We start from the raw sequence: 13,876 nt of genomic DNA, 5'->3' as shown, positions 1-13,876 counted from the left end.
TTTGGAGATAGACAAAGAACGCTATAAAAGAAATATTCTCCTGCCGGAGGTAGGAGAAGAAGGACAGAAAAAGCTGGCGGAAAGCCGGGTGCTGGTAGTCGGGGCGGGGGGACTTGGATCTCCCGTCAGCCTCTATCTGGCAGCAGCAGGAGTCGGTACGATCGGGATTGCTGATTTTGACCGGGTGGATGTCAGCAATCTGCAGCGGCAAATCCTTTACCGGGAACAGGACATTGGAAAGGCAAAAGCAGAACTGGCGGCGGAGCAGCTTCAGAGCCGGAACCATTCGGTGCAGGTAGAAGTATACCCAGAGGGAATTACAGCTGAAAATGCAGAAGAAATTCTTGCAAAGTTTGATGTGATTGTGGATGCTTCGGATAATTTTCCAACCCGCTATCTGCTGAGTGACACATGTATGAAGCTGGGAAAGCCGGATGTATATGGAGCTATCTGTGAATTTGCGGGACAGGTTACCGTGTTCGCATCGGACGGACCATGTCTGCGCTGTCTCTGTCCGGAGGCAGAGGACCCATCCGGAAACCCGAATTCGGCTGCTTATGGTGTGCTTGGCGTGATTCCCGGCATGATCGGGTGTATGCAGGCGGCAGAAGTATTGAAGCTTCTTTTGGGCAAGGGAGAGCCGCTGATTGGAAAAATGCTGTTCATTGATGCCAAAACGTGGTCCACGGATCTGATAGAAGTTCCAGTGCATCCCCAGTGTAGCTGCCATGCACATACCAAAGTTCACCGGATGTGAAAACGATATTAAAAATAGACACTATGAACAATCTCTTTACTTCACAGGAAAAGAATGATAAAATAAATTAGATTGCCGAAAGCAGATGAGGAAGATTATCCACTCTGCTTTCGGCTGGATTCAGGTAAACAAAAAGGTAAATTAGATAACCAGGAATGTTTCCCTGAAATTACGATTATTGAGAAGTTAAGAGGTAAAAGGTAAATGGCGAAGGGTAATAACACAAAAGCAAAAATTGCCCGTGTTGCATGGAAATTGTTTCATGAGAAGGGATATGAGGAGACGACGATCGATGAGATTATCCTGCAGTCTGGAACATCAAAGGGAAGCTTCTATCATTATTATAGTGGAAAGGATGAGCTTCTGGCATCTCTCCCAGAGATCTTTGATGCAAAGTATGAAGAGGTAATGCAGGCGCTGGATCCGGAGATGGACAGCTTTGACAAGCTTATGACGCTCTGCTTCAGTGTACATGATCTGATAGAGTCGGATATCCCGGTAGGGCTTCTGGCGTCACTCTATTCCTCACAGGTGGTGACAAAGGGGGATAAGCATCTTTTAAACCAGAACCGTTTTTACTATAAGATGGTAAATCAGCTGGTCGATGAGGGGCAGCGCCGGGGGCAGATTACCCGCAGTATGCCATATTACGAGATTGCACATATGTATGCACTCTGCGAGAGGGCAATCATCTATGATTACTGCATTTCAGACGGTGGCTATGCGCTTGGAGAGTATACAAGAAAGACAATGCCTCTGCTGTTCGGCGGAGTGCGTGTAAAGCAGGAAGTCAAATAAAAAAGCAGACGGAAAATGCTTCTTAGGGGTATTTTCTGTCTGCTTTTGTGCGTGATAGCCGCGTACAGATCAGGATAGCATTGAGTACCTTTAAAATAAAGGAACCTGGGACGGGAAAATGCAGCTTAAGAAAGGAAAAATGCCAGATGGAACGAGAAAATCAGGAGTACATAAGCATTGTGAATGCAACGGAAAACAACTTGAAACATGTGTCGTTGAAAATTCCGAAAAAGAAAATCACAGTTTTTACCGGTGTGTCCGGTTCGGGCAAATCATCGCTCTGCCTTGATACGATTGCGGCAGAGTCGCGGCGGGAGCTGAATGTGACATTTCCAAGTTTTGTCCAGCAGTTTCTGCCGAAATATGGTCGTCCGGAGGTTGAGCGCATGGAGAATCTTCCGGTCACGATCGTGATCGATCAGAAAAAGCCGGTGGCAAACTCCCGCTCAACGGTGGGCACATACACCGATATCTATGCGCTGCTGCGCCTGCTCTTCTCACGTGTGGGCAAACCGTTTGTCGGCTATTCGGACAGCTTTTCCTTCAACCATCCGAGCGGCAAGTGTGAGCGCTGTGAGGGCCTGGGTGTTGTGACGGAGCTGGACATCCACAAGCTGGTGGATTTTGATAAATGCCTAAACGATGAGGGCGTTATCCAGTGGCCGGCGTTCACGACCGGTGCATGGCGGTGGAAGCGGTACGCGTACAGCGGTCTGTTTGATTTGGACAAGAAGATCAAGGATTATTCGAAGGAGGAGATGGATTTATTTCTCTATTCGCCGCAGATCCGCCTGAAAAATCCGCCGGCAAACTGGCCGAAGTCCGCGAAGTACGAGGGCATTTATCCGCGTATGTACCGCAGTATCATTACATCTAAGGAAGGACAGCTTCACAAGAAGGAGCTGGATCGCATTGTCAGCACCTTTACGTGTCCGGAGTGCCACGGGGCGAGACTGAATGCAAAGATCCGTAGCTGCCTGATTAACGGAAAAAATATCTGCGAGGTTTCGGATATGCCGATCCCGGAGGCGGCAGAGTTTATCCGCCAGATCGACGATCCGCTGGCGCGCGATATCAAGACCGAGATCCTGAAGCGGATGAATGCGCTGATTGAGATCGGACTCAGCTATCTTTCTTTAAGCCGTGGAACCGACACTCTCTCCGGCGGCGAGGCGCAGCGTATCAAGATCGCGCGTTACATCAATTCGCCGCTTACCGATATGATGTATGTGCTGGATGAGCCGAGCGTCGGACTGCATTCGCGCGATATCCAGAATCTCAAAAATTCGCTGATCAAGCTGAAAGAGCACGGAAATACCGTGATGATTGTGGAACACCACCGGGAAGTCATCGCTCTGGCGGATCACATTGTGGATATGGGACCGGAAGCGGGCATAAACGGTGGACAGATCATGTATCAGGGAAGCTACGAGAACCTTTTGAAAGCGGACACTGTGACCGGGCGGATGCTGCGGACGAAAACGCCGATGAAGATGGAGTACCGCAAGCCGAACGGATGGTATCAGGTTGAGCACGCGAAGCTTCATAATTTAAAAGATCTGAGCGTAAAACTGCCGCTTGGCGTGATGACGGTCATCGCTGGTGTGGCTGGTTCGGGAAAAAGCTCCCTGATGGAATATTTTACGAGCCAGTATCCAGGCGAGGTGATCTCGATCCGGCAGAAGGATATCGGTATCAATCTGCGTTCGACCCCGGCGACGTATCTGGATATCGCGGATGCGATCCGGGCGCTTTTTGCGAAAGCGAACCATGTCGCACAGGCATATTTCAGTTTCAATTCCAAGGGCGCCTGCCCGGCGTGCCAGGGAAAAGGTGTAATTATATCGGATATGGCATATATGGATTCGATTGAGACGGTTTGCGAAGTCTGCCACGGAACGCGGTATTCGGAGGAAGTGCTGCACTATCAGTACAAGGGAAAAAATATTGCGGAAGTCATGGATATGACCGTCCGTCAGGCGATCCAGTTCTTTGAAGATGCGGATTTTGTGAAGAAACTCGATACGCTGGTACAGGTCGGACTCGGTTACCTGCACCTGAATCAGTCGATGACGACGCTTTCCGGCGGCGAGCTGCAGCGTGTGAAGCTGGCGAGCAAGCTGGATGAGCGGGGACAGATATTTATTCTGGATGAGCCGACTGACGGGCTGCATCTCGACGATATCCGCCGTCTGATGAAGCTTTTCAACCGGATGACCGATCAGGGCAATACACTGTTTATCATCGAGCACAGCCTGGATGTGATGAAGGACGCCGACTATATCGTGGAGCTTGGACCGGGCGGCGGACTCGCAGGCGGCAGTCTGCTCTTTGCCGGGACACCGAAGGAGATGCTGGAAGCGGAGCGGAGTGTGACGCGGGAGTATCTGCGGGAGAGCTTATAGATAAAGAAAAATATCCCGAATGCATCGGAAAGTGCATTCGGGATATTTTTAATCAATCAATTCGCTCAATACCATGGCAGCTTGAAAGATATTTCTTCGCATCCTTAAAAAACGCCGCCACGATCAGGAGAATGATAAACGCGATCGGAAATGCTGCAATGATGGACACGGTCTGCAGGTTTGCCATTGAATTATCACTGAAAATGAGGACCATCGGCAGTAGAATCAGGCTCAGGGACCAGAAGGTTTTGATCGCCATGTGCGGTTCGTCCTCGCTTGTCAGGTTCTTGTAGGAGTAGGCGGAGGCAACCAGTACGATCGCGTCAAAGCTGGTGGCATAGAAGGCGATCATCGCCGCCGCGAGCAGAACGAGAACCATCGGGGCGAGCGGAAGCGTGCGGATGATGGCAGTGATTGTGGAATAGAGGTCGCCACTGGCGGCATAAAGACCCATGACATCCAGTTTTCCGAACACCTGGAGTCCCAGGCTGTAGTTTCCGAGGATAATAAAGCTCACAAACGTGCCGCCAAGCCCGAACACGTAGCCGCCGAGGATTGTCTGCCGGATCGTACGTCCACGAGAGATGGTTCCGATGAAGAACGGGGCAGCGACGCACCAGACCATCCAGTATGCCCAGTAGAACATTGTCCATGTCTGCGGAAATGAGGTGGTGCGCTGTGGGTCGGTGTAGGTGGAGAGTCCGATAAAGTTCTGTACCAGATTTCCGATGGAGGAAAAGCCGGTTTCGATGATATAGCGAGCTTCACCGCCAAACAGCAGCACATACGCCAGAAGAGCGAAGAAGAGGTAGACGCAGGACGCCGCGAGCTTCTGGATGCCCTTCATGCCACGCACGACGGAAACGGTATATACCAGGCAGGTGACTGCCAGAATCGCGATGGTGATGAGGCGGGTGTCGCCGAATCCGAAGAGTTCGGAGACGATCTGGCTCATCAGAGGGGTCGCCAGCGTAAAAGTCGTGGTTGTGCCAGCCAGCAGTGCGAAGACCGCCATCAGATCAATCAGGGTTCCGGCAAGCCCGTCTGTGTGTTTTCCGAGGATCGGGCGGCAGGCTTCGGAGTATTTCTGTTTATGGCAGCCGCGCACATGAAGCATGAAGCCAAAGGCAGCGGCGAGCACGACATAGAAGCCCCACGGGATCGGACCCCAGTGAAAGAGCGGGTATGTGCTCGCCCAGTCCTGAATACTGCCCATTTCTGCCAGATGCGGGTCATTGGCGTAGAGAACCCACTCACACAGGGAGTAAAAGAGAATGTCCGCCGCAAGTCCGGAGGTAAACATCATCGAACCCCAGGCAAAATTGGAATAGAGCGGCTTCTCATCCGGTTTTCCGAGCCGGATGGTTCCGTAGCGGGAAAAGGCGATGTAGATTGACAGAAGAAAAATGCCGAGTCCGATGGCAAGGTAGCCGACACCGAAGTTTTCCCCGAGAAAGCTCCGGAGATTTTCCAACACTGCCTTGGATGCATCTGGCGCAGCCAGAAAGCAGAGACAGAGTATTATAATAAGAAGAAATGGGACGACCATCGTGGTCCAGTCCAGGCGTTTTGGCTCTGGCGCTGTTTGGGATTGTGGATTTTGCATGGGAAACCTCCTTTTAAATCATTTGTAAAAATGAGGATTTTTGCAAATGGTTCATGTTCATTTTTTGATAAATAAATTAAATATTGAACACATTATAGCATTGGGTGGAAAAAAAATCAATGAAAAATTTGGGAAAAAATAGAGAAACAAGGAAATAGATGTTACCGGTTCACGGGTAGGCACTTTTGGAACCGAAAGTGCCGTAAGAAAACGTGGTGGCAGCAGGAATTTGCCGTATTGAAATGTGAAGCCACGGCAAATTCCGTTACTGGGCACGTATGCGTGAACAGTAACGAATCGATAGAAAAATGTATGGGAGGCGGCAATGGAAAAATCCTGCCGCCTCCCTACTGCTCAATCTGCACATCAAATCCCAGTCCGCGCAGCATGTTCGCATAATTCTCCATATCCTGACCGGAGAAGGTCTGCTCGCGGACAAGAGCCGGAGATTGCGTGTATTTTTCATATTTAATGCTCCCCAGATTTGAATAGGAGAGCAGAATTACATGTCTGATGTGGTGCTCAGACAAAAGGTGGGCATACCTGCGGGCATCGATGAGCGTGTCGTTGATGCCGGGGGTAATGGTAATGCGGACCGCCACTGTTTTGCCGATAGCGACGGCAAAGTCCAGATTTTCCAGAATCGAATGATTTGAGACGCCGGTGAACTGGACATATTTCTTTTCAGAATAATGTTTTAAATCAATGATAATCATGTCCGCGTTGGCGATGAAGCGGGAGAAAGCCAGCGGTTTGGCGAAAGCGGTTGTCTCAATCGCGGTGCGGATGCCGTGTTCTTTACATGTTTTCAGGACAGCGGTGGCTGCTTCCGGTTGCATCAGCGGATCGCCGCCGGAGAGAATGACGCCGCCATTTCCATAGAGCTCCCGGTCGGCAAGAATTTGTTCCATGATTTCATCCATATCCATCATCTGACCGACGAAATGAAGCATTCGGGACGGACAGTGATCCGTACAGGCACGGCAGAATGTACAGGTGTCCGGGGTAAAGGTGAGACGGTTGTCTGAAAATGCCAGACTTCCGGTGGGACATTCGCTGACACAGAGATTGCAGTAGAGACAGTGCTTGCTGTCCCAGAGAATCCGGGTCGGGCGCTCATGCGCCTGCGGTGTTGAACACCAGACACAGCGCAGGGGGCATCCTTTAAAATAAATCGTAGTCCGCAGCCCGGAACCGTCAGCCAATTTATTTCGTTTGATTTTAAATATATTCGCCTGCATGAATACAATACTCCTGAAAATCCTTCTGATATTTATAAAACACGATAAGACATTGAGTATTCCGGCACGGGATGGCACCGGAATTTCCGAATGGATTCGTAATACAACTGAATGCAAAATACAGGCTAACTATAGCATAAAGAAGATAAAAAGTAAATGAGACAGTTTCTCCAATTTGCTGCTTGATTTTTTTACAAAGATTTGACAAAAAAGCGGAAATAAATTTTACAAAAAAGCGCTATAATAAAACAGGTTCAAGAGAGAATATGTGTGAACGCTGCGAAAGAGCAGGTTATACAGCGGCAGATTTGCCAACTGGCACATATCGAAAAAAAACCACGAAGGAATACCGCGAGAGATCGGGCGGCTGGCTTAAAATGAAGCGCGAAAACAGCTGCAGGAAAAAGATGGAAGATAGCGGGGAAGATATGGAATTGAAATATGAACTCTGGAAAGAGAGTATATTTCAAGAAAAAGTTATATGTGAATGTAGGAAGCGTCTGTCGGGATATCGGCGGGCGGTTTTTTGGTTCATAGTAGAATTAAATATAGCATTTGTGAAATTACAGTATTATACATAATTTCTATATACAAAAGAGGTATTTGTTTATGTTATGAGCACAGGCTTACAACACTTATTAATAAGAATTAATATAAGGTACTTTTAACGAAAAATTCACGGAAAATCACGCTTACAACGTGAAAAACACGGTTGTATTTAGGAAATAAAATTGTTATAATGAGTGGCTGAAATGGAAAATGTAAAACAAAAAAGAAAAAAGTTGGGAGGTTACGAAGGTGAAAAGATTGAGTGCGTTTTGCGCGAGCCTGGGATTATTTTTGATGGCAAATCCGATGACGGCTCTGGCAGCAGAACAGGAAGGCGGTGCATCGGCATCCTCTGTGCCGCTCTGGATGTGTATTCCATTTGCGGGACTGCTTCTCTGTATTGCGATTCTGCCGCTTGTGAAGGCAGAATGGTGGGAAGAGCACCAGCCTCATGCGGTTGCTCTTTGGTCAATTCTTTTTATCATTCCGTTTGCGATGCGTTACAGTGCGGGGACAGCACTGGAAACGGTTCTGGAATGCCTGGTCAATGACTATTTGACCTTTATTATTTTGTTATTTGGACTTTTTTGCGTTGCCGGTAATATCACGATGTCCGGTGACCTGGCAGGTTCTCCGCGTGTCAATGTAGGACTACTGGCACTGGGAACCCTGCTTTCAAGCTGGATCGGTACGACCGGTGCCAGTATGCTGATGATTCGTCCGGTTGTCAAGATGAATGCATGGAGAAAGAAGAAACGTCATATCATTATCTTCTTTATTTTCCTTGTATCCAACATCGGCGGATGTCTGACCCCGATCGGTGACCCGCCTCTGCTGATGGGCTTCATGCGCGGCGTACCGTTCTTCTGGAGCTTACATCTGGCGCCGATCTTATTCTTCAATATGCTGGTGCTGCTGACAATCTTCTATTTTATTGATAAGAGGGCATATCGTCAGGATATCGCGAGCGGTCTGAAACCGGATATCAGTAAACCGGGTACCGAAGTAAAGCTGCGCGGTGCGCACAACCTGATTTTCCTGGTTATGATCGTGGCAGCCGTTATTTTAAGCGGTACCTTACCGTCCATGCCGCAGTTCCAGGATGCAGCCGGAAAGGTGCTTGGCATCCATCTGTTTGGAGAGGTAGAATTAAGCTATCCGGCCATCATTGAGATTGTGATCATTCTGGTGGCGGCCTTCCTGTCCTTCAAGACCACGAAGGTTGAGATCCGCCGTGAGAACCACTTTACCTGGGGCGCGATTCAGGAGGTTGCGGTTCTGTTTATCGGTATTTTCATCACGATGCAGCCAGCCCTGATGATTCTGAAAGCAAATGGCGCGAACCTGGGCATCTCCGAGCCGTTTGAAATGTTCTGGGCGACCGGTCTGCTGTCCAGCTTCCTGGATAACACGCCGACCTATCTGGTATTTTTAACAACGGCAGGTGCGCTTGGATTTACGGAGGGCATGGTGACGACGTTAGGAACGGTTCCGATCAAGATGCTGATGGCGATCTCCTGTGGTGCGGTATTTATGGGTGCGAATACCTACATCGGAAATGCACCGAACTTCATGGTTAAGTCGATTGCGGATGAAAACGGTGTGCGTATGCCGTCCTTCTTCGGATATCTGCTCTGGTCGTTCGGTATTCTGGTTCCGGTCTTTGCACTTGATATGCTGTTATTCTTTTTATAGGGGGTGAGTGACGATGAGCAACAATCAGGAACATACCAATACAGATAATATGGAAAATCAGACGCAGCAGGCGCTTGAAAAGGACAGCGCCCAGTATGCGAATGAAGTAACGGGTGCGGAAAATGCAGCCGAAAAGGATTCGGCAGGGAAGAAGCCGGGTAGCACGGTGCCTGGAAGAGATGAAAAACGAATCCGTGAACTGGCGGAGAGTATTTACGATCTGGATGCGGAGGTTTATGCACAGTTAGGTTCTTCTCTGGGACGTGTTTTCAACCGTGACCGGAAGCGCTGCGTGGATGAGCTGACTCATCTGATGCTGACACGCCCGCAGGGTAACCTGGTTCGAAGTGAGATTGCCCTGATCGGAAACATGGCGCGTACCATCGAGAATAAGGAAGAGCGGAAGCTCGTCATGACCGAGTACAACCGGATTCTGACCGAAGTCATGAGTCTGCCGACCAGTTTCGCGAGCGGCGACGTTATCAACGCAGAGCTGGCGAAGCTGAATACATTTAACCTGAAAAACCGTTTTTCCGAAAATGACCACCTGATCGTATGTATCAGCTGGACCTACGGAAGCGGCGGTGTAAATATCGGATTTAAGCTGGCAGATAAGCTGAAAATCAATTTCTACGACGCGGAGATCTTTGAAGCGGTTCTGAAACGTCTCGAGGCTCAGAAGGATTCTATACAGGATTCTGTCAGCTACGGAATCAAGCCGGGAATCAAGAAAGAGCCGGCGCACGATCAGGATGCCAATGTAAACCCGAGTGAGGCATTCATCCCGGAGCGCCATCTGACCCTGCGCCAGCGTATGCGCGAGTTCAGCCGTTTTCACGGACTGCCGAAGCGTGATGCGGTCTTCTTCAACGAGAGCGACCTTCTGGTTGACATGGCGAAGAAGGAAGATTTTGTTATTCTGGGACGATGCGGAGATGCCATCATGGCAAACAACAACATCCCGCATATCAGTATCTACATCACGGCGCCGTTTGAGCAGCGTATCAAACGTGCGATGGAGATTGACAGTTCCCTGACGGTCAAGCAGGCACGCCATATGTTAAAGCATCTGGATCATGTCCACAGCCAGTACTATCATTATTATACAAACCGAAACTGGGGACATTCCAACAACTATGATCTCTGTATCAACAGTGCCAGCTACGGTATCGATGGAACCGTGGATTTCATCTATCGGATGATCATGGCGCGGGAAGAGGATAAATAAGAGAACGGCTGAAGATGATGGGAGTCAGCGAAAGACAACAGACGCTGCTCCCAGATTCTTCGGTCGTTTTTTTACATTTATAGTTTACTGCCAATAGAATGTATAACTAAAAAGATTCAGAATTTTTGCGGCGGAATACTTGCAAATTTGAGGGAAAGCCAGTATACTAGGTACCATATCACAGGGAAGTCCTTCGAAAGCGGGAGATTGGAAGAGGCATCCTTCTCGAAAGGAGAAATAAATTATGGAAGAAAGAATTATGCGCCGCGTAGCGGATTCAGCTGTTATCCAGACACAGCTTGTATTAAATAGTCACTTAAATGGTGCTGGTCGTTTGTTTGGCGGTCAGCTGATGGAATGGATCGACGTTGTAGCGACCGTTGTAGCGCGCCGCCACGCGCACTGCAATCCGACAACTGCATCGGTTGATAACCTGCAGTTCAAAGAGGCAGTCCACCTGAACAATACCCTGATTATCGAGGGTAAGCTGACTTACGTTGGAAGAACCTCCATGGAAGTGCGTGTCGATACATTCGTAGAGTCTTTAAGCGGTGCGCGTAAACTGGTTAATACCGCTTATGTGGTTATGGTAGCGCTGGATGAAAACGAGCATCCTATGGAGGTTCCGGGACTGCTTGTCGAGACCGATGAGGAGAAGGCAGAGTGGGAAGCTGGCGTGAAGAGAAACGACTTGCGGAAGCACCGCCGTGCGGAGAACTACTAATCGGCAGTGTTTTTGTTTGGGAAAGGGAATTTGCATAAACCGGAAACAGATGTAATAAGATGTAAAAAACGTTCTCAGGGGAACTCCCATGAAGGAATATATCGAGGAACGGGCGGTTGCGATCGCTAATTACATCATAGACTACAATGCGACAGTGCGGCAGGCGGCGCGGAAATTTGGGATCAGTAAATCTACCGTGCATAAAGATGTGGCCGAGCGCCTTTCCCATATCAATCCGCCGCTTGCATCCCGGGCGCGTGTAGTACTGGACATCAACAAAGCGGAACGCCATATCCGGGGCGGGATGGCGACGAAAGAAAAATATGAGCATGAGCACCAGCTGCGCGCGTGCAGCCGGGATGAGGAATAGAAAAGCTGGTAAAATTGGAGCTGAAAGCAGAAAAAGGGGCATTCCGCCTGGACGGGCGGAGTGCCATTTTTTCTGCTTCATTGCAAACTATTTCAAAATATGCTATAGTAGCTTCGATTCATGAAGCTATATGTCAGCCAGATTCAGGCATATGGCAGCGTAGGAGGAACGGGAAAATTCTGAATTGAAAGATAAAAAACAAAGAGGAAGAATGGATAGATGGAACCAAGACAGGCAATCCTGGTAGTCAGCTTCGGGACAAGCTACAATGACAGCCGGGAAAAGACGATCGGGGCGGTTGAGCGTGCAGTGGCGGAGGCATTTCCGGCATATGAGGTGCGCCGGGCATTTACCAGCCAGAGGATCATTGATAAATTGAAAAAGCGGGATCAACGGTCGATCGACAATCTGAAGGAGGCACTTGACCGGGCAGCAGCCGATGGGATTAAAAGTCTGATTGTGCAGCCGACCCATCTGATGGATGGATTTGAATACATGGATGTAAAAGCGGAAGTGGAAGCGAATCAGGGGCGTTTTGAACGGCTGGCGCTGGGAGCACCGCTTCTTGCCAGTGAAGCGGATCTGGATGCGGTGATCCTGGCGATGGCAGGAGAACTGGGCGGATATGACGATGGAAAAACGGCACTCTGCCTGATGGGGCATGGGACGGACGCGGCTTCCAATCAGGTGTATCAGAAGATGCAGGATAGGATGATCGCGGGCGGCTATGCAAATTATTACATCGGAACCGTGGAGGCGCAGCCGGATTTACAAGCGGTGATCGAGAAATTGGGCGCGCAGAAACACTATCAGAGGGCAGTGCTGCAGCCGCTCATGGTGGTTGCAGGCGACCATGCGAATCAGGATATGGCAGGTGAAGAGGAGGATTCCTGGAAGAGCCGCCTGGAACGCGCCGGATACCAGGTGGAATGCCGCATCCGGGGACTGGGAGAGGTTGAGGCGATCCGGAAGCTGTATGTGGCGCACGTGAGAGAGGCAGAGTGGGAAAAATGAAGAAAATAGGATGGATAACGGGAAAGAAAAGGTTACTGTACACGGGTAGGCACTTTTGGAACCGAAAGTGCCGTAAGAAAACGTGGTGGCAGCAGGAATTTGCCGTATTTAAATGCGAAGCCACGGCAAATTCCGTTACTGGGCACGTATGCGTGAACAGTAACAAGAAAATGGCACTTAGGATGGCAGGACTGTCGCTTATGGGGGTGCTGCTCTTGAGTGGCTGTGGAAATACGGGAAAGAGTGCGGTGGCGGCAGCGTCGTCTACATCCGCCAGTGAGATATCCAATGAGGCGGGTAAAGGTACGAAAGTGTCCCAGCCGGCAGAAAACGTGGATGCACAGGTGGCGGAGGCATCACTTCCACAGCCGGGTGAGGCGATCAGTGCGTCCCTGGCCTGGAAATCGCGGATGGAGCTTGCCTATGCGACCCAGTTTGCGGTCGATACCTATGAGGATGCGGACGGGATGCAGTACGAAGCAGTTTCGGTTGCGGATGGAAGCCGTTTTCTTCTGATTCCAGAGGGCGGAAAGGTGCCGGAAGATCTTCCGGATTCGATCCAGGTGCTTAAGCGCCCGGTCAAACAGATTTATCTGGTAGCGACCGCGACCATGGATATGTTCCGGATGCTGGGAGCGCTCCCGGATATCCGGTTTTCGGGAACCGATGCGTCGGGCTGGTACATCCCGGAGGCAAAGGAGGCGATGGAGAATGGGTCAATTCTCTACGCAGGCAAGTACAGCGAACCGGATTATGAGCGGATTGTCTCGGAGGGCTGCGGTCTGGCAATAGAAAATACGATGATTCTCCATTCGCCGGAGGTAAAAGAAAAGCTGGAAAGTTTCGGAATCCCGGTGCTTGTGGATCATTCCAGCTACGAAGCACATCCGCTGGGGCGGACGGAATGGATCCGCCTGTATGGAGTGCTGACCGGTAAAGAAAAAGAGGCGGAAGCGGCATTTGCAAAGCAGGAAGCAGCTTTGCAGCGTGTTACAGAAGAAGGTTCGGATGCGGAGAACGCAGGCGGGAGCGTAAAAACAGAACAGACGGCACAGGCGGAAAAGCCGTCGGCGGCATTTTTCTATATTACGAACCAGGGCAGCGTGAACGTGCGCCGTTCCTCTGATTATATACCGAAAATGATAGAATTAGCGGGCGGCAGATACATATTCGGGCATCTGGGGGATGACGGAAAGAGGTCTTCGACCGTCAATATGCAGATGGAAGAATTTTATGCAGCCGCGAAAGAATCCGATTATCTGATTTATAACAGTACAATCGACGGGGAGATTCACTCAATTTCGGAGCTTTTGGCAAAAGCGCCGGTTCTCAAGGATTTCAAGGCGGTACAGGCGGGAAATGTCTGGTGTACGACGAAGAATCTCTATCAGGAATCTATGTCAGTTGGAGCGATGCTGGAAGATATCCATGCGATTTTCAGCGGAAGCCAGGAAGATGGGACATATCTGTATAAATTGCAGTCGTGAGG

The 13,876-nt window shown here is 49.8% G+C and carries 12 protein-coding genes; 10 read left to right on the top strand and 2 right to left on the bottom strand.

The window, feature by feature from the left end:
- The first annotated feature begins 1 nt into the window (after nt 1).
- The 3 genes from DWX68_RS10040 (at nt 2) to DWX68_RS10030 (ending at nt 3,960) form a co-directional block, all read left to right on the top strand.
- On the top strand, nt 2-757 hold the full coding sequence (locus DWX68_RS10040) for a HesA/MoeB/ThiF family protein (protein ID WP_181986216.1): 756 nt from the start codon (nt 2-4) through the stop codon (nt 755-757).
- A gap of 204 nt (nt 758-961) precedes the next feature.
- Entirely contained in the window at nt 962-1,555 is a 594-nt protein-coding gene (locus DWX68_RS10035) for a TetR/AcrR family transcriptional regulator (protein ID WP_107001407.1), read from the top strand.
- A gap of 146 nt (nt 1,556-1,701) precedes the next feature.
- Nucleotides 1,702-3,960, top strand: coding sequence for an excinuclease ABC subunit UvrA (locus tag DWX68_RS10030; RefSeq protein WP_107001408.1), 2,259 nt, complete (start codon nt 1,702-1,704; stop codon nt 3,958-3,960).
- Nucleotides 3,961-4,012: 52 nt separating this feature from the next.
- Here the strand turns inward: DWX68_RS10030 and DWX68_RS10025 are convergent, their stop codons facing one another.
- Together DWX68_RS10025 and DWX68_RS10020 are read right to left on the bottom strand one after the other, a co-directional pair.
- Entirely contained in the window at nt 4,013-5,566 is a 1,554-nt protein-coding gene (locus DWX68_RS10025; protein WP_118293379.1) for a BCCT family transporter, read from the bottom strand.
- Nucleotides 5,567-5,913: 347 nt separating this feature from the next.
- Nucleotides 5,914-6,807 carry a glycyl-radical enzyme activating protein gene (locus tag DWX68_RS10020; protein WP_118629298.1) on the bottom strand — a complete coding sequence of 298 codons (894 nt, stop codon included), beginning with the start codon at nt 6,805-6,807 and terminating at the stop codon, nt 5,914-5,916.
- A 182-nt stretch (nt 6,808-6,989) separates the two neighbouring features.
- Here DWX68_RS10020 and DWX68_RS10015 point away from each other — a divergent pair, with 182 nt between their 5' ends.
- The 7 genes from DWX68_RS10015 (at nt 6,990) to DWX68_RS09985 (ending at nt 13,874) form a co-directional block, all read left to right on the top strand.
- Nucleotides 6,990-7,388, top strand: a complete 399-nt coding sequence (locus DWX68_RS10015) for a hypothetical protein (RefSeq protein WP_147354950.1) — start codon at nt 6,990-6,992, stop codon at nt 7,386-7,388.
- Between the two features lie 217 nt (nt 7,389-7,605).
- Nucleotides 7,606-9,051, top strand: a complete 1,446-nt coding sequence (locus DWX68_RS10010) for a sodium:proton antiporter (RefSeq protein ID WP_227589679.1) — start codon at nt 7,606-7,608, stop codon at nt 9,049-9,051.
- A 13-nt stretch (nt 9,052-9,064) separates the two neighbouring features.
- Nucleotides 9,065-10,279, top strand: a complete 1,215-nt coding sequence (locus DWX68_RS10005; protein ID WP_227589680.1) for a cytidylate kinase-like family protein — start codon at nt 9,065-9,067, stop codon at nt 10,277-10,279.
- A 244-nt stretch (nt 10,280-10,523) separates the two neighbouring features.
- A complete protein-coding gene (locus DWX68_RS10000; RefSeq protein ID WP_107001412.1) occupies nt 10,524-11,003 on the top strand; it encodes an acyl-CoA thioesterase in 480 nt (159 codons plus the stop codon).
- An 88-nt stretch (nt 11,004-11,091) separates the two neighbouring features.
- Entirely contained in the window at nt 11,092-11,373 is a 282-nt protein-coding gene (gene spoIIID, locus DWX68_RS09995) for a sporulation transcriptional regulator SpoIIID (protein WP_022360312.1), read from the top strand.
- Nucleotides 11,374-11,592: 219 nt separating this feature from the next.
- Nucleotides 11,593-12,387 carry a sirohydrochlorin cobaltochelatase gene (locus DWX68_RS09990; protein ID WP_118468380.1) on the top strand — a complete coding sequence of 265 codons (795 nt, stop codon included), beginning with the start codon at nt 11,593-11,595 and terminating at the stop codon, nt 12,385-12,387.
- Nucleotides 12,388-12,539: 152 nt separating this feature from the next.
- Nucleotides 12,540-13,874 carry an ABC transporter substrate-binding protein gene (locus tag DWX68_RS09985; RefSeq protein WP_243027689.1) on the top strand — a complete coding sequence of 445 codons (1,335 nt, stop codon included), beginning with the start codon at nt 12,540-12,542 and terminating at the stop codon, nt 13,872-13,874.
- Nucleotides 13,875-13,876 lie beyond the last annotated feature (2 nt).

This window comes from Clostridium sp. AF20-7 (assembly GCF_003479275.1).
Classification (GTDB): domain Bacteria; phylum Bacillota; class Clostridia; order Lachnospirales; family Lachnospiraceae; genus Otoolea; species Otoolea fessa.
This window is presented reverse-complemented; position numbering and strand designations above follow the sequence as displayed.